This is a genomic window from Streptomyces sp. NPDC005648, assembly GCF_040605395.1.
Taxonomy (GTDB): domain Bacteria; phylum Actinomycetota; class Actinomycetes; order Streptomycetales; family Streptomycetaceae; genus Streptomyces.
The window spans coordinates 112,121-138,018 of the sequence record NZ_JBEXCS010000002.1; the positions used below are offsets into that span (position 1 = coordinate 112,121).

The following is a 25,898-nucleotide window of genomic DNA, read 5'->3' on the forward strand; positions in this document are numbered from 1 at the left end:
GGTCGGCGCGATATGGATGGACTCATGAGCAACAACGGGGGAGTCCCGCACCGGTCCGACGAGCCGACGAGTTTCGTTCTGCAACCGCCGAGCCCGCCTGCGGCCGGTCCGGTGCCCGGCAACCCCTATGCGGTGCCCGCCCCGGCGGCCCCGGCCGAGGATGTCGGCGTCGGACGGCTCATCGCCGGCCGCTACCGGCTGTTGAGCAAGCTCGGGCACGGCGGTATGGGCACGGTGTGGCGGGCGAAGGACGAGACGGTCGACCGGGAGGTCGCCGTCAAGGAACCCCGTGTCCCCGATCACCTTCCCGAACGGGAACGCGCCAACGCCTTCGAGCGGATGCGGCGGGAGGCACGCGCGGCGGCCCGCCTCGACCACCCGGCCGTGGTCAATGTGCACGACGTGGCCGTCGTGGACGGCCGGCCGTGGATCGTGATGGAGCTGGTGCGGGGCCGTTCGCTGGGCAGCGCGCTGCAGGAGGGCACGCTCGACGCCCGCGAGGCGGCGCGGATCGGCCTGGAGGTGCTCGGCGCGCTGGAGGCCGCGCACGAGGCCGGCATCCTGCACCGTGACGTGAAACCGGACAACGTCCTGCTCGGCCGCCACGACCGGGTCGTGCTCACCGACTTCGGCATCGCCCAGATCGAGGGCGAGACCAATCTGACGGACACCGGCGGGTTCGTCGGCTCGCCCGAGTACATCGCGCCGGAACGGGTGCTGGGCCAGCGCCCGGGCCCCGCCTCCGACCTCTGGTCGCTGGGCGTGGTGCTGTACGCGGCGACCGAGGGTGTCTCCCCGTTCCGCCGCAGCAACACCCCGGCCACCCTCCAGTCGGTCCTGAACACCACCCCGCCCGCGCCCGCCACGGCGTCCGGCCCGCTGGCGGAGCTGATCACGGGCCTGCTGGAGAAGGACCCGGCGCGCCGGCCGAACGCGGCGAGGGTGCGCGCCCTGCTGGAGGCGGCGGCGAACCCGCCCGTCCCGGAGCCGACACAGCCCCTGCGGTATGCGAACGGCCCTGCCAAGGGCGGCGGCCTCACGCTGAGACTCGGCCGAGGGGCGCTGTTCGGCGGCGGGATCGCGGCGGTGGTCGCCGCCGCGCTGGCGTACGTCCTGATCGCGACCCCCTTCGCGGGCCCGCTGCCCGACGGCTGGCAGAAGAAGCACGAGCGGGACGTCACCGCGACCCTCGCCGTCCCGCGGGAGTACCGCAGAACCGTTCCGGACCGCAAGACGGACAAGAGCCACTGGGTGGTGTACAGCGACCCGAGCGGCAGCATCGTCATCAACCTGACCGTGACCCGCAGGTCCGAGGACGCCTCGAACACCATCAAGGACTCCGCAGCGGCGCAGATGTACGACGACAACGGCACGTTCAAGTCCTCCGGCGACTACGACCTCCAGATGCCGGAGGGCCCGAAGGCCGACACCGAGCCGTCCCTCACCTACCGCGGCAGGAAGGCGGCGGAGAACACGCTCACCTACCTCCTCGACGACTCGCAGAACCCCCTCCCGCGCGAGGCGAAGATCTTCTACTACAAGTCCACCGCGGGCGACATGTACAAGCTGACGGTCGTCTATCCGGGCAGGGGGGACTTCACGGCGCGCGGGCGCGAGGTGGCGAAGGCGACGATCGGGAACCTGGGGCTCGACAAGGTCTGACTCACCGCTCCCGCACCTGCGCCCGATACCTGCCGGGCGTCACCCCGAACTCCCGGCTGAACGCGTGCGAGAGGGCGTACGGGCTGCTGTACCCCGTCTCACGGGCCACCGAGGCCAGGGGTGTGTCGGTGTCGCGGAGGAGGGTGGCGGTGCGGGTCAGCCGCCACCACGTCAGATAGGCCATGGGCGGCCGCCCGACCAGCGTGGTGAACCTGCGTGCGAGCGTCGCCCGGGACACCCCCGCCTCCGCCGCCAGCCGGTCGTTGGTCCAGGGGGCCGCCGGGTCGGAGTGCAGGGCACGCAGGGCGGCCGTGGTCACCGGGTCGCTGAGGACCGTCGGCCAGGCGCCGGTCTCCGCCTGAGCCATCCACGCCCGGACCATGTAGATCAGCAGCAGGTCGAGCAGGCTCGGCAGGGCGAGACAGGAGCCGGGCCGGCGGTCGTCCAGCTCACGGGCCAACAGGTCGACGGCCGCGCGGAGTTCGGGGTGCGCGCCGACCCGGTTGGGCAGGTGCACCACCTCCGGAAGCTCCGCCAGCAGCGGGTGGACCCGGCTGTGGTCCAGCCGGTACTTCCCGCACAGCAGTTCCGCCTCCCGCCCGCCGGGATCCCCGGCCGGCCTGCGCATCTGCTCGAACGGCACCGCCCGCGCCGTGTCCCCCGGAGCGTCCGCCAGCACATGCCCCGCCCCGTGCGGCAGCAGTACGACATCCCCCGCGCCCAGCGTCACCGGCGCACCGTCCCCGTCCGGCCGCAGCCAGCAGCCGCCCGCCAGGACGACATGGAACCCCGCCCCCTCATAGGGCGCGAGCCGGGTGCACCAGCTCCCGCCCACCCGCAGCCGGTTCGAGGAGGGTTGCCCGATGCGCACCGCCGAGATCGCGTCACTGACCACATCCATGAGACGCAAGCGTATCGGACTGAGCGAGAAGGGCATTGGAATGCTCACCATCGCGCTTCTAGCGTGGTGGGCATGGCTGATGACAACGCACAGGCTTTCCAGATCGGTGATGTCGAGGTCCGCCGGGTCGTCGAGTGGCAGGCCCCGTTCGCCCCCGCCCTCGATCTCGTCCCGGGGCTCGGCGCCGAGGTGTGGCACGACAACCGGGAGGCGCTCGCCCCCGACCACTGGGATCCCGGCACCGACCACGCCGTGGTCGCCCTGCAGACCTGGGTGCTGCGCAGCGGCGGACGGACCGTCCTGGTGGACACCGGGGTCGGACACGGGCGGGAGCGGCCCGGCAATCCGGCCTTCCACCGGCAGCAGGGCGAGGGGCTGCCCGCGCGACTGGCGGCGCGGGCGGGCGTGCGGCCCCAGGACGTGGACGTGGTCGTCAACACCCACATCCACGGCGATCACGTCGGCTGGAACACCCTTGACGCCGACGGCGCCTGGGTGCCCACCTTCCCCGACGCCACCTACCTCCTGCCCGCCCCCGACGACCACCACTTCGGCCCCGACGGCGAGTACGGCGGCGGCCTGCGCCCCGACGACCGGTTCACCTACGAGGACAGCATCGCGCCCGTGCACAAGTCGGGTCAGGCCGTGCTGTGGGACGGGGAGTACCGGATCGACGAGAACCTCACACTCGAAGCGGCCCCGGGACACACCCCCGGCTCGTCCGTCCTCCGCGTCACCTCCCGCGGTGAGCACGCCGTCTTCGTCGGCGACCTGCTGCACAGCCCCGTCCAGATCCTGCACCCCGGGCACAGCAGCTGCTTCTGCCTGGCCCCCGCGCAGGCCGCCGCGAGCCGGCAGCGGGTGCTGGAACGGGCCGTGGAGGAAGGCGAGTTGGTGGTGCCCGCACACTTCGGCGGCTCGGGGGTGGTGGAGATACGGCGGCACGGACCGGCGTACGCCTTCGCGCACTGGACGCCGTAACCCTTGTGACACCCGCCCCGCGTCGACAAGGCGACGCCCCGCACGGTAGTCATGGGGCATGAGTGCTGGCGGCGAACATACGCGCGTGGGTCGGTTGCTCGGCGGGCGCTACCGGCTGAGCGAGCGCGTCGGCTCCGGCGGTATGGGCACCGTGTGGCAGGCCCACGATGAACTCGTGGACCGGGACGTCGCGGTCAAGGAGCCCCGGCTGCCCGGCGATCCGGAGGACGAGCACCGGCAGCGGGCCGCCCACCGCCTCTACCGCGAGGCCCGCGCCGCGGCCCGCGTCGACCACCCGGCGGCCGTCTCCATCCATGACGTGGTGGTGGAGGAGGACGGACTCCCGTGGATCGTCATGGAGTTGATCCGCGGCGAGTCCCTGCACGAGGTGCTCCGGCGCGGTCCGCTGCCCGCCCGGGAAGCCGCCCGCATCGGCCATGCCGTCCTCGGCGCCCTGCGCGCCGCGCACGCCGTCGGGATCGTCCACCGGGACGTCAAGCCCGCCAACGTCCTGCTGGGCGCCCATGACCGCGTCGTCCTCACCGACTTCGGCATCGCCCACGTCCAGGGCGAGGAATCCCTCACCATGAGCGGGGAGTTCGTCGGCTCCCTCGAATTCGTGGCACCGGAGCGGATGTCGGGGCGGGGCGCCGGGCCGTCCTCCGACCTGTGGTCCCTGGGCGTGCTGCTGTACGCGGCCGTGGAAGGGGCATCGCCGTTTCGCCGTACGACGTTGGAGTCCACGCTCGCCGCGGTCATCGCCGCCGATCCGCCGAGGCCCCGGCAGGCGGGTGCCCTCGGGCCGCTGATCGCCGCCCTGCTGGTCAAGGATCCCGAACGGCGGCCCGGTGCGGAGGAGGTGGGGGCCGTACTGGAGGCGGTGGCCGAAGGGCGGCCGGTGCCGGAGCTCGCCGCCGGAACGAGTGTGACGGAGGCTCAGGAAGGCTTACGTCTCGGGGAGTTCGGGGACGACGTGGGAACCGTGCGGCTGGGTACCGCGCCGGCGGCGCCGGACTCGGCGGACCCCGACGCCGTACGGAAATCGGAGCCGGAACCAGGGCCGGAGCCGCAGCCGTCGGCCGAACCCGTCACCACCGGCGTGCCCCACCCGGCCCCGGGGCGTCCCGCTCCCCGCCGCGCCGTCCTCCGCCGTCGCGCCGCCCTCGCCGCGGCCGCCGTCCTGCTCGTCGGCGGCACCTGGTTCGCCGCCTCCTACTTCGGCGACACCGAGGACAGCGCGGTCGCCGGGCAGACCGCCACGCTCGCCGAGGCACCGGGACGCGTGGAGAGCGCGAGGCCCGTCGTGGGTGCCTGGACCGAGCATTCGGAGAAGGCGATGGACGCCGTCCTCTCGCTGCCGCAGGGATATACGCGGACCCAGGGCCGCGGCGACGCCCAGGACCAGCCCCGCGCCGCGCTCTACACGGGCGGGCCCTTCGAGGTCCAGTTCACGGAGTGGGACAAGGCCCCGGCCACGCCCATGGCCAGGGCGAGACAGTCCGCCGAGGCGCTGGCGGAGCGGGGCGCGGGCGGCAGCCAGTACACCGCCACCCGCTTCCACGGCTACGAGGCCGTCCTCGCCGACACCACCTACGGCCCGGACGACACCCGCAGCCGCGCCATGGCGCTGTTCATCCGCACCGACGACGACCGGATGTACGAACTGCGCGTCGACATGCCCAAGGGCACCCCGGACGAGAAGCAGGGCACCGCTCTCTTCAAGGGCGCGCGGGAACGCCTGGTGATCGGAAAGCGCTGAAAGCCATTCGGAGAAGGCCGAACCGTCCCCGTGCCGCCCGCCCCCACCCCCTGATCAGCGCAAACCCTGCCAGTGACCACTGGCGGCGTGTGTGCGGTCGGTGAAGCCGCGTTACCGACGGGTACCCAAAGGCTCCGCTCCGGCATACCCTGCGCCTCATGACGGAAGCGCATGCCCAGGCCAAGACCGGCACCAACCCCCTCGCCCCCGCCCCGGAGGGCGCCCGTACCGCCGCGGACGTGGTCACCCCCGAGCTGGTCGCCCAGCTGACCAAGGGTGTGGTGGGCTCCGGCCGTACCGCCAACCACACGCCGTTCACCGGCGAGAAGCTGGCCGACCTGCCGGAGTCGACGCCCGAGGACGTGGCGAAGGCCTACGACGCGGCCCGCAGGGCGCAGGCCGTGTGGGCGCGGAAGCCGGTCCGGCAGCGGGCGGCGGTCCTGCTCCGCTTCCACGACCTGATCCTGGAACGCCAGGCCGAGGTCCTCGACCTCATCCAGCTGGAGACCGGCAAGGCCCGCCTCCACGCCCACGAGGAGGTCCAGGCCGTCGCCGTCGCGGCCCGCCACTACGGCCGCAAGGCCCCCTCCTATCTGAAGCCGAAGGGCCACACGGGCGCCGTCCCGACCCTCACCAAGGTCACCGAACTCCGCCACCCGCGGGGCGTCGTCGGCCAGATCGCCCCCTGGAACTACCCCCTGGAGCTGTCGGTCGGCGACGCGCTCCCCGCCTTCGTCGCGGGCAACGCGGTCGTGATGAAGCCGGACACCGAGACCTGCCTCACCGCCCTGTGGGCCCGCGACCTCCTCATCGAGGCCGGCCTGCCCGCCGATGTCTTCCAGGTCGTCCTCGGTGACGGCCCGGTCGTCGGCCCCGAGGTCGTCCGGCACGCCGACTACGTCTCCTTCACCGGCTCCACCCGCACCGGCCGCGAGGTCGCCCAGGGCGCCGCCGCCCGGCTGGTCGGTGTCTCCCTCGAACTCGGCGGCAAGAACGCCATGCTGGTCCTGGAGGACGCCGACATCGAGAAGGCGGCGGCCGGAGCGGTCCGCGCCTGTTTCTCTTCCGCCGGCCAACTCTGCATCTCCATCGAGCGGTTGTACGTCCACGAGTCGATCGCCGACGCCTTCCTGGAGCGATTCGCCGCCCGCACCCGGTCGATGCGGCTCGGCAAGTCCCTCGCCTACGGCGCCGACATGGGCTCCCTGGTGGGGGAGCGCCAGCTGGAGACGGTCACCCGGCATGTCGAGGAGGCGGTCGAGAAGGGCGCGAAGCTGGTCGCCGGCGGAGTCGCCCGCCCGGACATCGGCCCCTACTTCTTCGAGCCGACCATCCTCGACGGTGTCACGGAACCGATGGCGGTCTGCGCGGAGGAGACCTTCGGTCCCGTCGTCTCCATCTACCGTTTCAAGACCGAGGACGAGGCGATCGAGCAGGCCAACTCCACGGCGTACGGCCTCAATTCCTCGGTCTGGACGAAGAACGGCAGCCGTGGTCGCGCGGTCGCCGCCCGTCTGCGCACCGGCACGGTCAACGTCAACGAGGGCTACGCCCCCGCCTACGGCAGCGTCCAGTCCCCCATGGGCGGCATGAAGGACTCGGGCCTGGGCCGCCGCCACGGCTCGGAGGGCATCCTCAAGTACACGGAGGCCCAGACGGTCGCACAGCAGCGGTTGCTGCCGATGGCGCCCTCACTCGGGATGGACGACGAGAAGTACGCGGCGTTCATGAGCCGGAGCCTGAAGGCGATGAAGGCGCTCCGGTTCAAGTAGAAACACCCGTTCTCAACGAGGAGAGCATGTGCCACAGGACACCTACGACTACGACGTCATCGTCGTCGGCTCGGGCTTCGGCGGCAGCGTCACCGCCCTGCGCCTGACGGAGAAGGGCTACCGTGTAGGTGTCCTGGAGGCCGGCCGCCGCTTCACCCGCGACACGCTCCCGAAGAACTCCTGGGACCTCAAGAACTACCTCTGGGCCCCCAGACTCGGCATGTTCGGCATCCAGCGCATCCATCTGCTGGGCAACGTCATGGTCCTGGCCGGAGCGGGAGTCGGCGGCGGCTCCCTCAACTACGCCAACACCCTCTACGTACCGCCGAAGCCGTTCTTCGACGACCCCCAGTGGCGTGACATCACGGACTGGCAGGAGGAGTTGAAGCCGTACTACGACCAGGCCCGGCGCATGCTCGGCGTACGGCTCAACCCGACGATGACCCCGTCCGACGTCCATCTGAAGTCGGCGGCCGAGAAGATGGGCGTCGGCGACACCTTCCACATGGCCCCGGTCGGCGTCTTCTTCGGCGACGGCAAGGACGCCGAGGGCAAGGTGAGGGCGGCGCCGGGCACCGAGGTCGCCGACCCCTACTTCGGCGGCGCGGGCCCGGCCCGCAAGGCCTGCACGGAGTGCGGCGAGTGCATGACCGGCTGCCGTCACGGCGCCAAGAACACCCTCAACGAGAACTACCTCCACCTCGCCGAGAAGGCGGGCGCGGTGGTCCACCCGATGACGACGGTCGTCTCCGTCACGGACGACTCCCAGGGCGGCTACGCCATCGCCACCCTCCCCACCGACGACCGCCGCAAGTCGTCGAAGGGCCGCGTCTTCAAGGCCCGCAAGGTCGTCCTCGCCGCCGGCACCTACGGCACCCAGACCCTGCTGCACCGTATGAAGGCGGGCGGTCAACTCCCGCACATCTCCGACCGGTTGGGCGAGCTCACCCGCACCAACTCCGAGGCCCTGGTCGGCGCCCAGACCGACAACCGGCGCTACCGCAGGGCCACCGGCGCGGCGAAGGTCGACTTCACCCGCGGAGTGGCCATCACATCCTCGATCCACCCGGACGAGAACACCCACATCGAGCCGGTCCGCTACGGCAAGGGCTCCAACTCGATGGGCGGCCTGTCGATCCTCCAGGTGCCGTACGCGGAAGGCTCGTCGAGGGTCCTGGCCTGGCTGGCGAACGCCGCCCGCCACCCCCTCCTCGTCGGCCGCTCCCTCTCCAACCACCGCTGGTCGGAGCGGACCATCATCGGCCTGGTGATGCAGTCGCTGGACAACTCCCTGACGACGTACCTGAAACCCGACGGCGTGGGCAAGGGCCTGCTGACCGCCCGCCAGGGCCACGGCGCCCCCAACCCCAAGCAGATCAAGGCCGCTTCGGAGAGCGCGTCGGCCATCGCCGCCGACATCAACGGCTTCGCCGGCTCCAACGTCGGCGAGCTCATGGGCACCCCCCTCACCGCCCACTTCCTCGGCGGCTGCCCCATCGGCGCCTCCCGCGACACCGGCGTCATCGACCCGTACCACCGTCTCTACGGCCACCCCGGCATCTCGGTCGTCGACGGCGCCGCCGTCTCGGCCAACCTGGGCGTGAACCCGTCCCTCACGATCACCGCCCAGGCCGAACGGGCGATGTCCTTCTGGCCCAACAAGGGCGAGGAGGACCCACGCCCGGCGCAGGGATCGTCGTACGAACGCCTCGCCCCCGTGGAGCCGAAGACCCCGGCCGTCCCCGCGGAGGCCTTCGGCGCACTGAGGCTGCCGTTCCTGGGGATGCCGACGGTGCCGCCGAAGAAGTAGCGCCGCACACGGAGAAGGACCCGCACCCCCCTCCGAGTGCGGGTCCTTCACCTCCTTGCGCGCTGCCTCTCCTACGAGCCTTACGGCCGCGGGGCGCTACGCGTTCGCGCCGCTCCTGCGCCGCCGCACCGCGAACACCGCACCCGCACCGGCGACGACGGCGACACCGCCGACGAGACCGATCACGGGGAGCGCGGAACTGGAGCCGGTCTCGGCGAGGTTGCCGGTCGGCAGGTCGGAGATCTCGCCCTGCGGCTTCTTCACCGACTCCTTGCCGCCGTTGTCGCTCGGGGTGGCGGAGCCCGGGGCGGGGTTGGCCGAACCGGCCTTCAGCACCTCGAAGTCGTACTGCGCCCAGCCCTCGGCGATGCAGTCCTGTCCGTCGACGTTGTCGAGGTAGGCGCCCGAGCCGAAGGAGTAGGCGTCACCGGCCGGGGCCTTGGAGCTGATGCCCACCCGCAGATCGACGGTCTCGCTCTGGCCGGCCTTCAGCTTGTCGACGTAGAAGAAGTAGTCACCGGCCCAGTCGTCGGAGCCGATGCGGTCCCAGGAACCGGACTCGGGGTTCTTGAACTCCAGGTCGACGTACGGGCTCAGGAACTTCGCCTCGTCGAGCTCGTAGTTCTCCACCTCGGCGTAGAAGGCGACGCCCTCGACGGTGGTCTTCGCGTCGTTGGTGACGGTCAGCTTGAACGGGTGGAACCCGTCGCCCGCGACGATCTTGCCCGGAAGACCCTTGATGGCCGCGGAGACCTTGGCGCCCGCGTAATCCTTGTCGACGTCCTCGCAGAAGGGCACGTCCGGGTCGGTCGGGTCCTCGCTCGGGTCGGTGGACTCGGAGGGCTCGGGGCTGGTCGACCCGCTCGGGGTGCCGCTCGGCGTCGTGGTGGCCGACGTCGAGTCGGTCGGCGCGGGCGCGGTGCCGGTCGGCACGCCGGTGTCCGTGGGTGACGAGGAGACCGTGTCCGTCGGGGACACGGACGCCGTGCCGCCAGGAGTGTCCGAGGGACCGGCCGACGTCGTGGTCGGGTCGTCGGCGAAGGCGGTCGGCGCCGACAGCAGCGCGAGGGGGGCGAGGACCGCGGTCGCGGCTGCGACACCCATGGCACGGCGAAGCTTCATCAAAACCTCAAGGGAGTCCAGTGTGGAGGGCTCCGCGTGTGGGGCGCGGGGTGTGGCCCTTGGTTCGCCTGGTTGGATCAGTGAAGCGAGTGAATGGTTGTACGGGCCCTCACAGATTCTTTATGTTGCCTGCATCACGTACGCTCTGCTGCTCGACAGACGTCACACAGTTCGAGTCACACAGTTCGAGTCATGCAGAGAGGTGCCGGCGCCGTGGCCGACAAACCGTCCCAAGAGCCGAGACCCGGTTCCGGCGAGGAACCGTCCATACCCGACGACGTATGGGAGAAGTTCCTCGAGAACCACGGCACCGCGCCGCCCAAGGAGCCCTCCGCGCGCGCCCGTATGGTCACCGAACGGCTGCGGCAGCAGGACGCCCGGGGCAAGGAGCCGGAGGGCTGGCGCACCGGCCCGGCCTGGCAGGAGATGAACGGGCGCACGGCCCGGCGCCGCAGGGTGTGGTCGGTGCTGGGCGTGCTCGTCGCCGGCGCGGTGGCCGTCGTGGCGATGAAGCCGTCGCTGCTGCCCGGCGACCCCTTCGGCACCGGCACGTCGGACCCGGCCGCGGCCTCCCCCCTCCCCGTCGAGACCGCCGCTCCCACGGCCCCGCCCTCCTCCGCCGACCCCGAAACCCCCACGCCGGCCCACCCGTTCGCCGGGTCCCCCGCACTGCGCTGGGCCGACGGCGAGGCCGGCATCGTCCTGCCGAAGGCGACCCCCGTCGGCAGCCTCAGCAAGGCACAGGTCGAGCAGGCCCTGGAGCTGACCCGTACGCTCCTCACCGACGCGAACCTCAACGCGGCCACCCTGCGCGGCGAACGCCCCACCACCGCCCTGAGCGTGATCGAGCCTCAGCAGAAGGACCTGCTGGACCGGCTGAACACCTCGTTGCGCAAACCGGACAAGAAGCATGATCCGCTGGGGATGTTCAGCCGCTTCGACCCCTCCGAGGTCAAGCTGGTCGGCGATGTGATCAAGACCCGCGGCCGCATGACGTTCAAGGCCGGCGAACAGGCCTCCGTCGCCATCCACGCCGACTACACCTTCGTCTACCCGGTGCAGAAGGCCGACGGTTCGAAGGAGGTCACCCGCACCATCGTGCGCCGCGTCCTCGACGTCGAGATGTCCGACCCGGCCAAGTACACCGTCACCCGGGGCAAGATCGCCGTCCGCCGCTACGACCAGGAGGTCGGCAACAGCGCCTGCGACATCTACGACGGCTATCTGCACCCGCAGTTCGACAGCGACGCCCCGACCAGCGCGCCCCCGACGGGACCGACGACGGACCCCTACGACCGCAGCAAGGGCATCGACGACGGCCGTACGGAGGGCTGCGGGACGGTGTCCCGGGTCTGACCCCTCGATGGTCCGACCCCTCGATCCACGGGTGTCCGACCGGTTGATCGGCATGCGAAGGGCCCCGCGGGACTTGGCCGCGGGGCCCTTCTCCGTCAGCACCGACGTCAGGGCAGCGCCGGTGCCTGGTAGCGGCGCCGGGGGGTTGCGCCGCTTGTCTCGAGTGCTTCCTGTGGCGCCCGGTCTGGACCTCTGGCACTACGGAAGGCCGGCAATGCGGTTGTCTGCGCAGGGACTTGGGGGACCGGGGGCTTTCTACGCATCGTGCTGGACGGGCGCGGCCTCCGCAACCGTTTGACCCGGAGTTGTGCGTTTTTGCATTTTCCGCCGGTCGGCCCCGAGCGTCCCCGGAGCCGACCGTTTACCTGGGTGACCGGGCTGCTGTCCCCTGCCGTCCGGTCACAACCCTGGAACGAGGTCCCACGACGCACGGCACGACCCGTACGTCTCATCGCTCCAGCAAGCCACGCGTGGTTCTTTCGGGCCCGCCCCTGGCTGGCACGGACACCCCACCAACGAGACGGTCCACGGGACGGTCACGCGCCGTACGGGTGAGAAGGCGGCCGAACTCAGATACGACCGCGGCACAGTTCGAGCAGCGTCATCGCGAGCGGCGTACCCGGCCTGCCCAGCGCCTCGCGGTAGCGGCCGAGGATCTCCATCTCGCGGGACAGGTGCACCCGCCGGCCGCCGGAGGCGATACGGGTCTGCTGCACGACGGCGGAGACGGCCACCCGTTCCTGGATCAGACCGATGATCCGGTCGTCGAGGGTGTCGATGCGCTCCCGGGCGTCCGCGATGGTCGCTTCGGATGTGGTCGCTTCCGGTGTGGTGGTCATGGAGGGCTCCTCGGTGAAGGGGTGCCCCGAGGCGACAGGATCCGGGAAACACCAGGCGCCCCGGACCTTGTCGGCCCGGGGCGCCTGGGGAAGTCGCTTGTCAGTGTCTCAAGCAGCACGACCATGGCAGCCGGTGGGCCCGGTGCCATAGGTAAACGTCGAGTGCTGAAGCATGCCGGGGACTATACATCAGCCCGTCCGGCGTCTGAGGACGAGGCCCGTCAGGGCCGAAGCGGGGGCCTGGGGGCGGCAGCCCCCGGAGGCGGCGAGGTCACCCACCCCAACCCAGTTAGACTCGGTACCACAGCCCCCGCCCCACCGCCGGAAGGCACCCCGTGTCATCAGCGACCCCAGCCGCCACCGACACCGTCCTGGTCGTCGACTTCGGCGCGCAGTACGCCCAGCTCATCGCCCGTCGCGTCCGCGAGGCCCGGGTCTACAGCGAGATCGTGCCGAGCACCATGCCGGTGGCGGAGATGCTCGCGAAGAACCCGGCGGCGATCATCCTCTCCGGCGGCCCCTCGTCCGTCTACGAGGAGGGCGCCCCGAGCCTCGACCGCGAGATCTTCCAGGCCGGCGTCCCCGTCTTCGGCATGTGCTACGGCTTCCAGCTGATGGCGCGCTCCCTCGGCGGCACCGTCGACAACACCGGCGCCCGCGAGTACGGCCGTACGGATCTGCATGTCTCGAAGTCGTCCTCCACCCTCTTCGAGGGCACCCCCGCCGAGCAGCACGTGTGGATGTCGCACGGCGACGCCTGCTCCGCCGCCCCCGAGGGCTTCACCGTCACGGCCTCCACCGATGTCGTCCCGGTCGCCGCCTTCGAGAACGACGAGAAGAAGCTCTACGGCGTCCAGTACCACCCCGAGGTCATGCACTCCACGCACGGCCAGCAGGTCCTGGAGCACTTCCTGTACCGGGGCGCGGGCCTGACCCCCTCCTGGACCACCGGCAACGTGATCGAGGAGCAGGTCGCCGCGATCCGTGAGCAGGTGGGCGACAAGCGCGCCATCTGCGGTCTGTCCGGCGGCGTCGACTCCGCGGTGGCCGCCGCCCTCGTGCAGAAGGCCATCGGCTCCCAGCTGACCTGCGTGTACGTCGACCACGGCCTGATGCGCAAGGGCGAGACCGAGCAGGTCGAGAAGGACTTCGTGGCCGCGACCGGCGTACAGCTGAAGGTCGTGGACGCGGAGGCGCGCTTCCTCGACGCCCTCGCCGGTGTCTCCGACCCGGAGCAGAAGCGGAAGATCATCGGCCGCGAGTTCATCCGTGTCTTCGAGCAGGCGCAGGCGGAGATCATCGCGGACGAGGGTCCGGCGGTGGAGTTCCTCGTCCAGGGCACCCTCTACCCGGACGTGGTCGAGTCCGGTGGCGGCACCGGCACCGCGAACATCAAGTCGCACCACAACGTGGGCGGCCTTCCTGAGGACCTCGAGTTCCAGCTGATCGAGCCCCTCCGGAAGCTGTTCAAGGACGAGGTCCGGATGGTCGGCCAGGAGCTGGGCCTGCCGGAGGAGATCGTCCAGCGCCAGCCCTTCCCGGGGCCCGGCCTCGGCATCCGGATCGTCGGCGAGGTCACCAAGGACCGCCTCGACCTGCTCCGCGAGGCCGACGCCATCGCCCGCGAGGAGCTGACCGCGGCCGGCCTCGACCGGGACATCTGGCAGTGCCCGGTGGTCCTGCTCGCGGACGTCCGCAGCGTCGGCGTCCAGGGCGACGGCCGCACCTACGGCCACCCGATCGTCCTGCGCCCGGTCTCCTCCGAGGACGCCATGACGGCCGACTGGTCCCGGCTGCCGTACGACGTCCTCGCGAAGATCTCGACGCGGATCACCAACGAGGTGCGGGACGTAAACCGGGTCGTCCTGGACGTCACCTCGAAGCCGCCGGGCACGATCGAGTGGGAGTAGGCCCCGGCACACGGACGATCAGGTGCGCTTGATCGTCCGCAGGGGTTCACCGGGCTTCCAGACCTGGACGACCAGGTATGTGTCGTCCTCGACGTAGGTCCGCACGACCTCCGTCAGCTCGGTGCGGAAGAGGTGGAACGGCTCCGGCGGTTCCACCTCTTCGCTGTATGCCGCCTTCGCGGCCGGGTCCTCGACCTCGAAGGCCCGCCCGGCGATCCGCACGTCTCCTCCGCCCATGCCCTGCCCCTCCCCGGGGTTCGCCTGCAGCGCGAACCGGGGGTCGCGCCGCAGGTCGAGCGCCTTGAGCGAGTCCGGCATCATGCCGAGCCACAGCTCACCGCCCAGAAAGCGCACCTCCAGACCCGTGGTGCGCGGGGAGCCGTCCTTACGGAGCGTGGCGAGCACATGATGGACGAAGGCGCCGAAGCGCTCCTCGACCGTCTTCGCCAGTTCGGGTTCGGCGGCGCCGAAGGCCGCCCAGTTCCATGCCATACGTCGAGTCTCATGCCGAAACCGGACATCTGCTGTCGTGTATCGACTGCGCGCGTCATCTTTACAAAACACCTCTGTTCTCTTGTGCTGACCGACGGTAACTTCCGCCTCGTACAGCCAACCCAGTGCTGGAGGAACACATGCACGGGCCGACTCCGCCGATGCCTCTGCCCACCGACCGGCTGCAGTTCGCCATGCCGCCGATGCACGACTCGGTCGACGAGGAGCGCCGCCACCGCAAGGAACGGCTCGCGGGCGCCCTGCGCATCTTCGGCCGGCTGGGCTTCGAGGACGGTGTCTCGGGGCACATAACGGCACGCGATCCCGAGTACTCCGACTGCTTCTGGGTGAACCCCTTCGGGATGCCCTTCAAGCACGTCACCGTGAGCGACCTGGTGCTCGCCAACTCCGACGGTCAGGTCATCGAGGGCCGCTACCACGTCAACCAGGCCGCCTTCACCGTCCATGTCCAGGTCCACGCCGCCCGCCCGGACGTCGTCGCCGTCGCCCACTGCCACTCGGTGCACGGCCGCGCCCTCTCCGCCCTCGGCGACCTCCTGGACCCCCTCACCCAGGAGAGCTGCGCCTTCTACGAGGACCACGCCCTCTACGACGCCTACACCGGTGTCGCCGTCGACGCCGAGGAGGGCCGCCGTATCGCCACCGCGCTCGGCAGCCGCAAGGCGCTCGTCCTGCGCAACCACGGACTGCTGACCGTCGGCGACTCGGTGGACGCGGCGGCCTGGTGGTTCCTGTCCATGGAACGCTCCGCCCAGGTCCAGCTCACCGCCAAGGCCGCCGGCCGCCCCCTCCTCATCGACCACAAGCTCGCGGTCGCGACCCGTGAACAGCTCGGCGGCGACCTGGTGGCATGGATCAACTACCAGCCCATGTGGCAGGACATCAGCCGCAGCGAACCGGACCTGCTGTCCTGAGCCCCGGGGTGTGGTCACGGAGGGGCTCAGAATCCGCGCAGTACCGCCGCCTTGGTCATCGCGAACTCCTCGTCCGTGAGCACGCCGTCCCGGTGCAGCTCGCCCAACTCCCGCAGTCTGCGGAGCAGTACGTCGTGGTGGTCGGTCGGCGGCGCGACGGCGCCGGCCGGGCGGCGGCCGGCGAGCTCGCCGCCGTTGCGGGTGGACGGATGCGGCAGCCGCGCGGTGACCGCGGTGGCGACCAGCGCGGTCAGCAGATCGCGCCGCGCGCTGCCCCACAGGTCCAGGGCGTAGGGGTCCTTCTCCGGCGGCAGCTTGGAGAACACCCCCTCCCGTGTCACGAACCGCAGGAACCCGTCCTCGTAACCGGAGTTGGGCAGCCACTCCACCTGCATCAGATCCCCTACGGCGATGATCCGCGGCCCGGTCGCCCGCTTGACCCGGTCCGAGGTGTCCGCCCAGTCGATCCGCACCTGGCTGCCGTCGAAGGAGACGGTGCCGTCCGAGGACCGGACCGAGACCGGCACGGGAGGTCCCGGCAGCAGGTACGCCTTCGTCGGCTCCTTGGGAATCTGGTCCAGCAGCAACGCCCGCCGGATCTCCTCGGCGACATACTCGGCCACCCCCGCCCGGTCCACGTCCACCACCAGCCGGTAGGGATCCGCCGGATCGGGCAGTCTTCCGCCGGTCGCCTGGAGCAGCGGATCGGCACCCTCCCGCAGCCGTATCCGCAGCCGCCCCCGCTTGCGCTCGGGCTCGAAGACCACCCCGGCGACGGCTTCGAGAGGGACGGCGACCTCCCCGTACGTCTGCCGGAACAGCGGCACGGAGCGGTGCAGGCCCGGCGTGATCCTGACCGTGGTGCCGTCGAAGGCCCAGGTCCCGTCCCGCTGGATGATCTCGGCCATGGGGAAATTCTCGCAGCCGGGTCAACACGGCGGCCCCCTCTTCACCCGCGCTGACCAGACCTGGCGGACGACGGTGGGGTGGCGTAGGGCACAATTCGCTGTCATCACGAGGGAGTTGCGAGGCGACGGACGACTGCCGGGCAGGGGCGCCGGTTGGTGGCCGGTGGCCGGTGGCGGACCGTCGGTAGTCGGTGGGTTCCATGGGTTCAACGGGTTCTACGGGTTCTGGGGAAGGCGGGCGTCGGGCGTGGCGGTGCAGGAGGCGAGAGGGGGCGCGGAGACAGGTGCGCCCGGTGGGGCGCACGGGGGTGGCTGCACCTGCGGCGACTGCCCGCACGGGGCACGCGAGGGACATCGGCGGGCGGTCGCCGAGTTCCTGCTTCTGCGCGACGGGTTCGCGGCCGGACAAGGTGTACCGGCGGCGGTGGCGCACTCCGCCCAGGCGTCCCGTCAGTGGGTCTCCGAGGAACTCACCCAGTCCGCGGATCTCGTCGCCGAGCGCGGTCGCGCCGAGGGCCAGGCCTGGCTGGCCCGACTGTGGCGCCGTACGGCGATCACCGTGTGGGCCCTGGTCGTCGTACTGCTCCTGGTGCAGGCGCTGACGGCCATCGGCGCCGGCTGGACCTCCGCGCGCACCGCAGGACTCCTGGCCGCCCTGCTGACCGGCGGCGCGCTGACGGCCGCCTCCTGGTTCCACCGAGCCCGCGGCGGCGCGCTCGCCCCGGTGATCGGCGAGGACAACCGCCTCTCCACCTCCCGCACGGTCGCCACCGCCTGGGTCCTCTTCGTCGCCTACGCCGTCCTCGTCCTGGTCGGCCGCCTGGCCGCCGCCTCCGACCACGCCGAACGCGACGCCCTGATCTCCGGCCTCGAACTCGCCCGGGGCGCGGGCGTGGTGACCGTCCTCGCCGTGGTCTGCGGCATCGCCGTGCTGGTCCGGCGCGTGGTCGGACTGCGCGTCCTCGGCCAACGGCTGCAGAAGGTACGCGCGGACCGGCCCAGGGCGGCCGACCTGCTGACCGACGACTCCGGCCGGGGCGCCTTCGCCGACATCCAGTACCTCGTGATCAGCGCCGTCGCCCTGCTCTTCTCGGCCGTTCGCCTGGCCCGCCGCCCCGACCAACTGCCCGACCTGCCCTGGGGACTCGCCGTGGTGGTCCTGGTCTCGGCGGCGACCTACCTGGCCGGCAAGTACGCCGAGGGCGGTCGACCGGTCATCCTCTCCGTGGTCCGCGCCCGCGAGGCCGGCGACCTCGACGCGCCCATCCGCACCGGCGACGACATCGAGATCCGTGGCGCGGGCTTCGTCCCACCCGGCGCGCACGGCGCGGACCGGCTCTCCCGGATGGTCGTGCGGATCGGGGCGGTGAACGTCCATGTTCCTCTCGTTCCGGTGACAGGCGGCTTCAGCAATCCGACCGACGCCGTCCTGACCGTGCCGGTGCCGGCGGATGTGGAGCCGGGACGGGTGGAAGTGCAGGTGGTGACAGCGGCGGGTGTCGAGACGAACCGCTATGCGATTGACGTGATGGATTAATGGGGAGAGGTCTCCACCGGAGGGTTCGGCCGTCTCGCTCCCGTCCCGGGCGTCCTGGCGGAAAACGGCACGAAACACATTGAGCGGTCCCTCCCTCTCGTACGTATGGTCAGTCAAGGGGTCCCGGCACGGCGGGCGAGAGGCGACAGCGATGACTCACGGCATGCGCACGGACACGTACACCCCCCATCTCGACAACGACCGTGGCTGGCGCGACAGTCTCGCCCGCTACGCCCTTCTTCCGCTCCGCGTCTTCCTCGGCGTCACCTTCATCTACGCGGGCCTGGACAAGATCACCAGCAGCTCCTTCATGAAGGCCTCCGGCCCGGGCTCGATCGGCGAGACGATGCACGCCGTCCGCAACTCCTCGGCCATCCCGGCCCTGGTCGACCTGTCCCTGAAGAACCCCGTCGGCTTCGGCTACGCCATCGCCTTCGGTGAACTCGCCGTCGGCATCGGCACCCTGATCGGCCTGCTCGCCCGCCTCGCCGCCCTCGGCGGCGCACTGATCTCCTTCAGCCTCTGGATGACGGTCAGCTGGGCCAACAGCCCGTACTACTACGGCAATGACCTCGCCTACCTGATGGCCTGGCTCCCCCTCGTCCTCGCGGGCGCCCCCATGCTCTCCCTGGACGCAGCACTCCGCACACGCCGAAGCCGACGGGCGGGCGGTTACCGGTAGGTCCCGACTGGGGGCCGGGGGCCGGGGCCGGTCGGCAGGGCAGGTCGGGGGGTTCTGGTTGGCGGGTCCGAGGCCAGAGCTGCTCCCAGGCCAGACCTGCTCCCAGGCCAACCCGCGGTCCGAAGGTCACCGGCACCCTCCCCGACGCTCAGCCCGGCACGTCCACGTGGGCCTCCCTCGGCGACGTCTCCTTCCGTGTCGCCCCCGACCGGCGTCGGCGTATGCCCCGGCTCACCAAGCCCACCGCACCGGCCAGGCACAGCCCGATGAGGACAACGGGGATCACCGCGAACCACGGTGTCTCCCATGCCCCGCCTGCGTCCCCGACGTAGATGACACCCGCGAGGGCGAGGAAGCCGCCGGCGACCAGCCTTCCGGGCTGGAACTCATGACGCAGCACGGTCCACCTCCGCCTGTCCGAGGCCGACCTGGAGATCGAGGTCGAGCGTGCCGGCGTTGCCGCCACCGCCGACCGGCGTCAGGGTGACGTCCTTGTGCTTGCCCGGCTCCACGTCCACGTCCTTCTTGTTGTCGCCCGGCAACTGGATGTCGCCCACGCCCACGTCGATGCTCAGCCGCACGGTCACGTCCTTCGGCACGATCACCACGAGCCGGCCCGCGCCGACCTCTGCTCCCGTGCTCACCGTCTGCCCCTTCCTCAGGTCCAGCCGGCTCAGATCCAGGGTGCCGACGCCGCTGCCCAGGTCGTACTTCTCCTGCACGCTCGCGACCGCGGCCGGCTGCCAGGTCGTGCGTATCCAGTGCGTGCTGATGTCCTTCGGCAGGGCGGCCGACGAGGCGAGCAGTCCCGCCGTGACGACGGCCAGGAAGATCGACCCCGCCCCCGTACGCCCCAGGAACGAGCTGACCGCGATGCCCAGTCCGAAGACGATCAGCGCACAGGCCAGACCGGTCTGCAGGCTGGTCCCGAGCGTGTGGTCGTTCCACGTGGCGGCCGTGCCCGCGCCGCCCCCGAGCAGGGCGAGCAGGAAGATCCAGCCGCCGATCCAGCGGGGGCCGCGCGGTCTCGGGGCCGGGCGGTGCTGCTGGGCCCGGACGTCCACGCGGTTGATCCACGAGTTGCCCAGGCTGATGTTGACCGCGGCGGCGATGTCCCGGTCGCGGGAGTCGTGGGGGCCCCACAGATAGCCGGTGCCGCCGACATGGGTGCCGTCCTTGATGATCGGCTCGCGCCACCAGGAGGGGTAGGAGGCGGGGACCGGCGGTGCCTGGGCCTCCGGCGGGGCGTCGGCCACGGCCTGGGCGGCCAGCGGGTCGGGGTCGGGGGCGCCGCGCCGGCGGGACCAGTATCCGGCGCCGGCGAGGAGCAGGGAGAGGACGACGGCGAAGGCCAGCACGCTGCCGTTCTCCAACATCGTCAGGAACACCCCGCAGCCGACCAGCGCGAACAGCACCGCGGTCAGCGCCTGACCGTCGACCCGGCCGGTGAGCAGCTTGCGGACCTCGTTCTCCTCGTCGTCCTCGAAGGGCACCAGGAGCCAGACGAAGCCGTAGAAGATCAGACCGATGCCGCCGGTCGCGGAGAGCACGACGAGGGTGATCCGGAAGATCACCGGGTCCATGTCGCACTGCCGCCCGAGTCCGGAGCAGACCCCGGCCAGCACCTTGTACCGCCGGTCCCGGCGGAACTTGCGGGGCGCGTCGGCCGTGTCGGCGCCGGCCTCCGCGGCCGAGGGCGGATCCTGCACGCCGGTCGCGGTGCCGGTGCGGCCGTCGGCCCGCATGCCCGCGGCGGCCCCCTCACCCCTCTCCTCCCGACCCCTTTCTTCCCGCGCGCCCGCCTGCCCGTGCGCACCCGCGCCCGCGTGCGGGTGCGCGTGTGTGCGCGAGCCGGCGTCGGCCCGGGCGCCGGCGTCCGCCGTCGCACCGGACGCCCTCCCGGCCCCGGCGCGATCCGCGGCGGGCGCGGCGTCCTGCGGCCCGGCGCCCTGTGCGGGGCGTGGGCCGGAGCCGGGTCCCGGACCCGTCGCGGCGCGTTCGTGATCTGTCATGTGTCCATGGTGACGGCCGGGCCGCCCCGGCGGGAGTCGGAACGACCCTGGCCGGACCCTGATATCGGCCCTGAGCCGGGGCAGGGGAAGCGTTCGACGGAACGCGCCGTCGAAGATCAGGGGAGTCTCGGGGGTCGACCCTGATGCCCTGGTCCGCCGACCGTGTGAGTATCGGTGGCATGCCGGAAGCCGCTGCAGCGCCCCTCGTCGAACCGCGGCCGCCGCGCAAGCTCTACCGCAGCAGCGACGGACGCTGGCTGGGTGGTGTGGCGCGGGGGCTCGCCGGGCATCTGGGGCTGCCCGTCATCTGGGTCCGGCTGGTCTTCGTCGGCCTGTTCATGGCGGACGGCCTGGGCGCGCTGCTGTATGCCGCGTTCTGGTTCTTCGTGCCGCTCGGCGTCGGTGGTGTGGGAGGACAGAAGCCGCCGGCACTGGTCAGCACCGAGACCTCGCCCGACGGCCGCCGCAGGCTGGTGGCCCGCAGACCGGACCGGGGCCAGATCGTCGCCCTGCTGCTCATGGTCGTGGTGGCCTTGATCTTCGTGGGCAACGTCAATCTGAGCGGCGGCGCCAAGGCCTACCTCTGGCCCGTCGTTCTCGTCGGCGCGGGCGTCGCCCTCGTCTGGCGCCAGGCGGACAACGCCCGCCGCGCCCGCTGGGTGGAGGTCGGCAGCCGCCGGCGCACGCTGACTCTGCTGCGCGCCGCTGGCGGTGTCCTCCTCGTCACCGCCGGTGTCTCCGGCGTCTTCGTGCTCCAGGGCTCCGCCGCCCACCTCGGCTCCGTCCTCCAGGCGGCCCTCGCGGTCCTCGTCGGGATAACGCTGCTCGCCGGGCCGTACCTCGTCCGTATGACCCAGGACCTCTCCGAGGAGCGGCTGATGCGCATCCGCGCCCAGGAGCGCGCCGAGGTCGCCGCCCATGTCCACGACTCCGTGCTGCACACCCTCACCCTGATCCAGCGCAACGCGGAGAACGCGAACGAGGTCCGCCGCCTCGCCCGCGCCCAGGAGCGCGATCTGCGCACCTGGCTCTACAAGCCCGAGGGCACCGGGAAGGACGAGGCCGACGAACCCACCGACCTCGCCGACGCGGTGCGGCGCAACGCCGCGGAGGTCGAGGACAAGCACGGCGTCCCCATAGAGGTCGTCATAGTCGGTGATTGCCCGCTCGACGAGAAGCTCGGCGCACAGATGCAGGCCGCGCGCGAGGCGATGGTCAACGCCGCCAAGTACGGTGGCGAGGGCGGTGCGGTGCAGGTCTACGCCGAAGTGGAGGGGAGGACGGTCTTCGTGTCGGTGCGGGACCGAGGCCCCGGCTTCGACCTCGACTCGATACCCGCCGACCGCATGGGCGTCAGAGAATCGATCATCGGCCGCATGGAGCGCCACGGCGGCACGGCGCGGCTGCGCGCGGTGCCCGACGGCGGCACGGAGGTCGAGCTGGAGATGGAGAGGGCGGAGAAGACGTCATGAGTGACCCGACCGAGGCGAACGAGCCCGTGGAGTCGACCGGCACGAGCGCGGGTGAGCGGCATGTGCGCGTGGTCCTCGTCGACGACCACCGCATGTTCCGCACGGGCGTACAGGCCGAGATCGGCCGGACCGACGAGACCGGTGTCGAGGTCGTCGGCGAGGCCGCGGACGTCGACCAGGCGGTCACGGTGATCACCGCGACCCGCCCCGAGGTCGTCCTTCTCGACGTGCACCTCCCGGGTGGCGGCGGGGTCGAAGTGCTGCGCCGTTGCGCCGCGTTGATGGCCGACGCCGAGCAGCCGGTCCGCTTTCTCGCCCTGTCCGTGTCGGACGCGGCGGAGGACGTGATCGGTGTGATCCGCGGCGGCGCCCGCGGCTATGTCACCAAGACGATCACCGGTACGGACCTGGTCAACTCCATCTTCCGGGTCCAGGAGGGCGACGCCGTCTTCTCCCCGCGTCTGGCCGGGTTCGTCCTGGACGCCTTCGCCTCCACCGACGCCCCACCGGTCGACGAGGACCTGGATCGGCTCACCCAGCGCGAGCGCGAGGTGCTGCGGCTGATCGCCCGGGGATACGCGTACAAGGAGATCGCCAAGCAGCTGTTCATCTCCGTGAAGACGGTCGAGTCCCATGTCTCGGCGGTGCTGCGGAAGTTGCAGCTGTCGAACCGCCACGAGCTCACCCGGTGGGCGACGGCCCGCCGGCTGGTGTAGCCGCCTCGCGAGGCCGGCTCACACCACCCGTGTCGCCCCGGCGAACGGCATCTCGTCGATCGGCGCGATCCGCACCGGGGCCGACGGGTTCGGGGCGTGGATCATCTGACCGTTGCCGATGTAGATGCCGACATGGCTGATGCCGGAGTAGAAGAACACCAGGTCGCCCGGGAGTAGTTCGGAGCGCGAGACCCGGTGGCCGGCGTCGATCTGCGCGTACGTCGTGCGCGGCAGGGAGATGCCGGCGGAGTGGTACGCGGCCTGGACGAGGCCCGAGCAGTCGAAGGCGCTCGGGCCGGTGGCGCCCCACACATAGGGGCTGCCGAGCTTGGAGTAGGCGTAGGAGACGGCCGCGGCGGCACGGGAATCGGGCGCCGCGGCCGTGGCCGGGCCGGGGGCTTCCAGTCCGACCCGCCCGTCGGAGCCGGAGCGTGAGGCGCGGCCGGTGCCCGAGCCGTCCACCCCGAGCCGTCCGCGCTCCTCGGGGGACAGCTGGGACAGCAACTGCCGTGCCGCGGCCAGCTTTCCGGTGATCGTCTTCTTCTCCCGCTCCAACTCCGCCTGGCGGGCCTTCAGCGCGGCGAGCTCGATGCGCGCGGCGCCGCGCAACTGCTCGATGGCGCGCAGCTGTTGGCGTACGTCCGCGACCGCCGCCGCCTGCCGGGTGCCGATCCGGTCGACGAACTCGGCGCTGTCCAGGTACTTCTCGGGGTCGCTGGAGAGAACGAGCTGCAGCGCCGGGTCGAGGCCGCCGCCGCGGTACTGCGCGGCGGCCGTCGAACCCAGCGCGTCCCGCGCCGAGTTGAGCGCGTCCGTCTTGCGCGCCGCCTCGTCGCGGAGGGTCGACAGCCGGCGCTCGGCGGCGTCGGCCTTCTCCTTCGCGCCGTCGTACTTCTCGGTGGCGACCTCCGCCTCCTGGTACAGCTTGTCCACCCGTGCCTTGACCTGAGCCGGGGTGAGGTTCGGCTCGGCCTGTCCGGTCCCGTCGAAGGCCGTGGCGGTCGCGGCGCCCGCCAGGGCGATCGTGAAGGCGGTACGGGCGGTGCTGCCCCCGAGTGCTGTTCGCCGACCAGGCTTGCGGTGCGCTGCCACGTGGACTGCACGTCCTTTCGTACGACCGCCCCGTGCGAGGCGGCTTACGCGTCCGGCGGCGGCCCGCACAGGGGGAGCGGGCCACCGCCGGACCTTCTCGGCGGTGGTGGCCGACTGCCGCCCCTGGCCCGGGCGGCGGTGGGGAGCCGGTCACCTGGTGGAGGACGCTAAACCTGGCTGTGTCGGCTTGGTAACGCCATGTACGGAAGTGCCGCGAGCAGACCGCCGGGTGACCGTATACGACCGTGATCCAGGCTCCGGGCCGTCGGGTTCGCGTGGTGCGCTGACCGAAGTGACGGTTTCGGGGCGCGTGGGGGTGATGGACTGCTATGGGCCGCATATATGCAAGAACCGTGTGCCGTGCGGAGTTCCTCCGGGAACCGTGCTTCCGGGAGCGGTGCTTCCGGGAGCGGTTGGCGTGGGCCGGTGTCGGAGGCACCAGAGGCCTCTGTCTAAGCTCCGGCCTCATGGACGTACTCATCCATCTCTTCGTCGGCCTGCACATCGTCGGCATCGCCGCGCTCCTCGGCGGCTTCCTCACGCAGATGAAGGCGATGGGCCAGGGCACGGCCCGTTTCGTCCCCGGGATGCTGCATGGGGCGCTGACCATGCTGGTCACCGGCGCGATCCTGGTCGGCCTCAACCAGGCCGACGACCATCACGTCAACAACATCAAGATCGGCCTCAAGCTGGCCCTGCTGATCGTGATCCTCGGACTGGTCTATGTGAAGCGGGACGAGGAGAGCGTGGACAAGAGCATGTTCGGGGTGGTCGGCGCGCTCACCACGGCGAACATCTTCATCGCTGTGCTGTGGACCTGAGGTTCGCCCTGGCCGCTGCCACGGCCCCCGCGGCCACCGCCAGCCACGCCGCCACCGCGATCCACAGCAGCACCTGACCCGGCCCCTTCAGCCCCGGGATGCCGAGGGCGGCGGCGACGGACAGCATTGCCGCCGCGGTCATCCCCATCGGGAACACGGTGGCCCAGCGGCGGACGTCGTAGCCGAGCCGTGGCCGTACCGCCTCGGCGGCCAGCAGGACGGCGTACCAGGTCAGGTCCAGCACCACGAGCGCGACGGTCACGGTCCGCAGTACGGCGCGGTCGTCGCCGCTCCACAGGTACAGCCGGGCGCTGTCCGCGGCCACCAGCTTCGACCCCGCGAGCGCCGAGATCGCGAGCGCGCCGCCGGCCACCCAGTGGTCCCCGGCGCCTTCGACGACCTGGCGCGGGTCGAACCTGGCCAGCGCGAAGCCGTAGAGAACGAGACCGAGCCAGAACAGTACGAGCGCGGTGTGCGCGAGCCATGCCGCCGCCTCTGCCGCGGCGAGTGCGGCCCCGAGCACGACAAGCCCCTGTGTGGCCACACAACACAGGAACACCGCTCCCGACATGCGCCGCTGCCAGTGCCGTACGACGCCCACGAGCAGCACCGGCCACAGCGCGGCCGCCAGCGTGAGCAGGGCCGCGGCGAGGGTGTTCCAGCCGAGCGCGGAGATACGGGTCCCGAGCACGGCGGTCGCCGCGACGGCGGTGAGCGACCCCGGTGTCATCGCCTCCTGCCGCCACCTCTCCCGCTGCCACACCCACCGCGCGACGAAGTCAGCCGCCAACCCCACCCAGGACGCGCAGGCCAATCCGAGCGCGACGCGTGACGCGACCTCGTACCCCGCCAGATTCAGTCCGACCGACACGATGCCGCTCGCCATCACGGCGGCCCCGGCCGCCGGCGGCCGCTCGGCCCACCAGTCACGTAGAGGACGGAGCGGAGAAACATGGGCGAGCTGGGAGAGGCCGGACATGCGCCGATGCTAAGGAGCGCGGGACGGGGTGGGAGGGGGGCACGCGCACGGGCGCGAAGAAATACGCGCGAGCGCAGGGGGGAAGGAGGGGCGCACGACCATGTCTGCCTGCCCCCACACTCCACGCGCGCCCGCTTGCA

22 protein-coding genes are annotated in these 25,898 nt (G+C 71.4%); 13 read left to right on the plus strand and 9 right to left on the minus strand.

Annotated features, from left to right (window positions below):
* The first annotated feature begins 24 nt into the window (after positions 1 to 24).
* Positions 25 to 1,662 (plus strand): serine/threonine-protein kinase, encoded by a 1,638-nt coding sequence (locus tag ABZT17_RS01885; RefSeq protein ID WP_356342418.1) that lies wholly within the window; start codon positions 25 to 27, stop codon positions 1,660 to 1,662.
* A 1-nt stretch (position 1,663) separates the two neighbouring features.
* On the opposite strand, the gene ABZT17_RS01890 is transcribed toward ABZT17_RS01885, so the two are convergent.
* Positions 1,664 to 2,563, minus strand: a complete 900-nt coding sequence (locus tag ABZT17_RS01890; RefSeq protein ID WP_356342421.1) for an AraC family transcriptional regulator — start codon at positions 2,561 to 2,563, stop codon at positions 1,664 to 1,666.
* Positions 2,564 to 2,635: 72 nt separating this feature from the next.
* Here ABZT17_RS01890 and ABZT17_RS01895 point away from each other — a divergent pair, with 72 nt between their 5' ends.
* From ABZT17_RS01895 to ABZT17_RS01910, 4 genes are all read left to right on the plus strand, one after another.
* Positions 2,636 to 3,544 (plus strand): MBL fold metallo-hydrolase, encoded by a 909-nt coding sequence (locus ABZT17_RS01895; RefSeq protein WP_356342423.1) that lies wholly within the window; start codon positions 2,636 to 2,638, stop codon positions 3,542 to 3,544.
* 58 nt (positions 3,545 to 3,602) lie between these two features.
* Complete coding sequence (locus ABZT17_RS01900; protein WP_356342426.1) at positions 3,603 to 5,303, plus strand: serine/threonine-protein kinase; 1,701 nt, start codon at positions 3,603 to 3,605, stop codon at positions 5,301 to 5,303.
* A 158-nt stretch (positions 5,304 to 5,461) separates the two neighbouring features.
* A complete protein-coding gene (locus tag ABZT17_RS01905) occupies positions 5,462 to 7,075 on the plus strand; it encodes a succinic semialdehyde dehydrogenase (protein WP_356342428.1) in 1,614 nt (537 codons plus the stop codon).
* Between the two features lie 28 nt (positions 7,076 to 7,103).
* Positions 7,104 to 8,885, plus strand: coding sequence for a GMC family oxidoreductase (locus ABZT17_RS01910; protein ID WP_356342431.1), 1,782 nt, complete (start codon positions 7,104 to 7,106; stop codon positions 8,883 to 8,885).
* A 96-nt stretch (positions 8,886 to 8,981) separates the two neighbouring features.
* Here the strand turns inward: ABZT17_RS01910 and ABZT17_RS01915 are convergent, their stop codons facing one another.
* The gene (locus tag ABZT17_RS01915) at positions 8,982 to 9,989 is read right to left on the minus strand and encodes an LAETG motif-containing sortase-dependent surface protein (protein ID WP_356342433.1); all 1,008 of its coding nucleotides are present in this window, start codon (positions 9,987 to 9,989) and stop codon (positions 8,982 to 8,984) included.
* 210 nt (positions 9,990 to 10,199) lie between these two features.
* Between ABZT17_RS01915 and ABZT17_RS01920 the strand changes: the two genes are divergently transcribed.
* Entirely contained in the window at positions 10,200 to 11,363 is a 1,164-nt protein-coding gene (locus ABZT17_RS01920; protein ID WP_356342435.1) for a hypothetical protein, read from the plus strand.
* 569 nt (positions 11,364 to 11,932) lie between these two features.
* On the opposite strand, the gene ABZT17_RS01925 is transcribed toward ABZT17_RS01920, so the two are convergent.
* Positions 11,933 to 12,202 (minus strand): chorismate mutase, encoded by a 270-nt coding sequence (locus ABZT17_RS01925; RefSeq protein ID WP_356342437.1) that lies wholly within the window; start codon positions 12,200 to 12,202, stop codon positions 11,933 to 11,935.
* A 335-nt stretch (positions 12,203 to 12,537) separates the two neighbouring features.
* On the opposite strand from ABZT17_RS01925, the gene guaA reads away from it, so the two are divergent.
* Entirely contained in the window at positions 12,538 to 14,112 is a 1,575-nt protein-coding gene (guaA, locus tag ABZT17_RS01930) for a glutamine-hydrolyzing GMP synthase (protein ID WP_356342440.1), read from the plus strand.
* A gap of 18 nt (positions 14,113 to 14,130) precedes the next feature.
* Here guaA and ABZT17_RS01935 read toward each other — a convergent pair whose 3' ends face one another.
* Positions 14,131 to 14,604 carry a pyridoxamine 5'-phosphate oxidase family protein gene (locus tag ABZT17_RS01935; protein ID WP_356342442.1) on the minus strand — a complete coding sequence of 158 codons (474 nt, stop codon included), beginning with the start codon at positions 14,602 to 14,604 and terminating at the stop codon, positions 14,131 to 14,133.
* A gap of 140 nt (positions 14,605 to 14,744) precedes the next feature.
* Here ABZT17_RS01935 and ABZT17_RS01940 point away from each other — a divergent pair, with 140 nt between their 5' ends.
* On the plus strand, positions 14,745 to 15,539 hold the full coding sequence (locus tag ABZT17_RS01940; RefSeq protein ID WP_356342444.1) for a class II aldolase/adducin family protein: 795 nt from the start codon (positions 14,745 to 14,747) through the stop codon (positions 15,537 to 15,539).
* A 26-nt stretch (positions 15,540 to 15,565) separates the two neighbouring features.
* Here ABZT17_RS01940 and ABZT17_RS01945 read toward each other — a convergent pair whose 3' ends face one another.
* A complete protein-coding gene (locus ABZT17_RS01945) occupies positions 15,566 to 16,447 on the minus strand; it encodes a DUF4429 domain-containing protein (RefSeq protein ID WP_356342448.1) in 882 nt (293 codons plus the stop codon).
* 247 nt (positions 16,448 to 16,694) lie between these two features.
* Between ABZT17_RS01945 and ABZT17_RS01950 the strand changes: the two genes are divergently transcribed.
* Together ABZT17_RS01950 and ABZT17_RS01955 are read left to right on the plus strand one after the other, a co-directional pair.
* Entirely contained in the window at positions 16,695 to 17,984 is a 1,290-nt protein-coding gene (locus ABZT17_RS01950; protein ID WP_356342450.1) for a hypothetical protein, read from the plus strand.
* Positions 17,985 to 18,135: 151 nt separating this feature from the next.
* The gene (locus ABZT17_RS01955) at positions 18,136 to 18,666 is read left to right on the plus strand and encodes a TQO small subunit DoxD (protein ID WP_356342452.1); all 531 of its coding nucleotides are present in this window, start codon (positions 18,136 to 18,138) and stop codon (positions 18,664 to 18,666) included.
* A gap of 148 nt (positions 18,667 to 18,814) precedes the next feature.
* Here the strand turns inward: ABZT17_RS01955 and ABZT17_RS01960 are convergent, their stop codons facing one another.
* Both ABZT17_RS01960 and ABZT17_RS01965 read right to left on the minus strand, forming a co-directional pair.
* The gene (locus ABZT17_RS01960) at positions 18,815 to 19,066 is read right to left on the minus strand and encodes a hypothetical protein (RefSeq protein WP_356342454.1); all 252 of its coding nucleotides are present in this window, start codon (positions 19,064 to 19,066) and stop codon (positions 18,815 to 18,817) included.
* Positions 19,053 to 20,678 (minus strand): PspC domain-containing protein, encoded by a 1,626-nt coding sequence (locus ABZT17_RS01965; protein ID WP_356342457.1) that lies wholly within the window; start codon positions 20,676 to 20,678, stop codon positions 19,053 to 19,055. Before ABZT17_RS01965 ends, ABZT17_RS01960 begins: the two co-directional genes overlap by 14 nt.
* A 179-nt stretch (positions 20,679 to 20,857) precedes the next feature.
* Between ABZT17_RS01965 and ABZT17_RS01970 the strand changes: the two genes are divergently transcribed.
* Entirely contained in the window at positions 20,858 to 22,150 is a 1,293-nt protein-coding gene (locus ABZT17_RS01970; protein ID WP_356342460.1) for a PspC domain-containing protein, read from the plus strand.
* Positions 22,147 to 22,866: a response regulator transcription factor gene (locus ABZT17_RS01975; RefSeq protein ID WP_356342462.1), complete on the plus strand. Its 720-nt coding sequence runs from the start codon at positions 22,147 to 22,149 to the stop codon at positions 22,864 to 22,866. Before ABZT17_RS01970 ends, ABZT17_RS01975 begins: the two co-directional genes overlap by 4 nt.
* Positions 22,867 to 22,884: 18 nt before the next feature.
* Here ABZT17_RS01975 and ABZT17_RS01980 read toward each other — a convergent pair whose 3' ends face one another.
* On the minus strand, positions 22,885 to 23,958 hold the full coding sequence (locus ABZT17_RS01980; protein ID WP_356342465.1) for an NlpC/P60 family protein: 1,074 nt from the start codon (positions 23,956 to 23,958) through the stop codon (positions 22,885 to 22,887).
* A gap of 467 nt (positions 23,959 to 24,425) precedes the next feature.
* Here ABZT17_RS01980 and ABZT17_RS01985 point away from each other — a divergent pair, with 467 nt between their 5' ends.
* A complete protein-coding gene (locus ABZT17_RS01985; protein WP_356342467.1) occupies positions 24,426 to 24,779 on the plus strand; it encodes a hypothetical protein in 354 nt (117 codons plus the stop codon).
* Here ABZT17_RS01985 and ABZT17_RS01990 read toward each other — a convergent pair.
* The gene (locus ABZT17_RS01990; protein ID WP_356342470.1) at positions 24,757 to 25,758 is read right to left on the minus strand and encodes a tellurite resistance/C4-dicarboxylate transporter family protein; all 1,002 of its coding nucleotides are present in this window, start codon (positions 25,756 to 25,758) and stop codon (positions 24,757 to 24,759) included. The genes ABZT17_RS01985 and ABZT17_RS01990 overlap by 23 nt on opposite strands.
* Positions 25,759 to 25,898: the final 140 nt, after the last annotated feature.

Excerpts from the sequence above, each read along its gene's own strand:
- ABZT17_RS01965 (WP_356342457.1), bottom strand. The coding sequence starts at position 20,678 with ATGACAGATCACGAACGCGCCGCGACGGGTCCGGGACCCGGCTCCGGC.
- ABZT17_RS01975 (WP_356342462.1), top strand. The coding sequence starts at position 22,147 with ATGAGTGACCCGACCGAGGCGAACGAGCCCGTGGAGTCGACCGGCACG.
- ABZT17_RS01985 (WP_356342467.1), top strand. The coding sequence starts at position 24,426 with ATGGACGTACTCATCCATCTCTTCGTCGGCCTGCACATCGTCGGCATC.
- ABZT17_RS01970 (WP_356342460.1), top strand. The coding sequence starts at position 20,858 with ATGCCGGAAGCCGCTGCAGCGCCCCTCGTCGAACCGCGGCCGCCGCGC.
- ABZT17_RS01925 (WP_356342437.1), bottom strand. The coding sequence starts at position 12,202 with ATGACCACCACACCGGAAGCGACCACATCCGAAGCGACCATCGCGGAC.
- ABZT17_RS01890 (WP_356342421.1), bottom strand. The coding sequence starts at position 2,563 with ATGGATGTGGTCAGTGACGCGATCTCGGCGGTGCGCATCGGGCAACCC.
- ABZT17_RS01900 (WP_356342426.1), top strand. The coding sequence starts at position 3,603 with ATGAGTGCTGGCGGCGAACATACGCGCGTGGGTCGGTTGCTCGGCGGG.
- ABZT17_RS01895 (WP_356342423.1), top strand. The coding sequence starts at position 2,636 with ATGGCTGATGACAACGCACAGGCTTTCCAGATCGGTGATGTCGAGGTC.
- ABZT17_RS01955 (WP_356342452.1), top strand. The coding sequence starts at position 18,136 with ATGACTCACGGCATGCGCACGGACACGTACACCCCCCATCTCGACAAC.
- ABZT17_RS01990 (WP_356342470.1), bottom strand. The coding sequence starts at position 25,758 with ATGTCCGGCCTCTCCCAGCTCGCCCATGTTTCTCCGCTCCGTCCTCTA.
- ABZT17_RS01915 (WP_356342433.1), bottom strand. The coding sequence starts at position 9,989 with ATGGGTGTCGCAGCCGCGACCGCGGTCCTCGCCCCCCTCGCGCTGCTG.
- ABZT17_RS01945 (WP_356342448.1), bottom strand. The coding sequence starts at position 16,447 with ATGGCCGAGATCATCCAGCGGGACGGGACCTGGGCCTTCGACGGCACC.
- ABZT17_RS01885 (WP_356342418.1), top strand. The coding sequence starts at position 25 with ATGAGCAACAACGGGGGAGTCCCGCACCGGTCCGACGAGCCGACGAGT.
- ABZT17_RS01940 (WP_356342444.1), top strand. The coding sequence starts at position 14,745 with ATGCACGGGCCGACTCCGCCGATGCCTCTGCCCACCGACCGGCTGCAG.
- ABZT17_RS01935 (WP_356342442.1), bottom strand. The coding sequence starts at position 14,604 with ATGGCATGGAACTGGGCGGCCTTCGGCGCCGCCGAACCCGAACTGGCG.
- ABZT17_RS01905 (WP_356342428.1), top strand. The coding sequence starts at position 5,462 with ATGACGGAAGCGCATGCCCAGGCCAAGACCGGCACCAACCCCCTCGCC.
- ABZT17_RS01920 (WP_356342435.1), top strand. The coding sequence starts at position 10,200 with ATGCAGAGAGGTGCCGGCGCCGTGGCCGACAAACCGTCCCAAGAGCCG.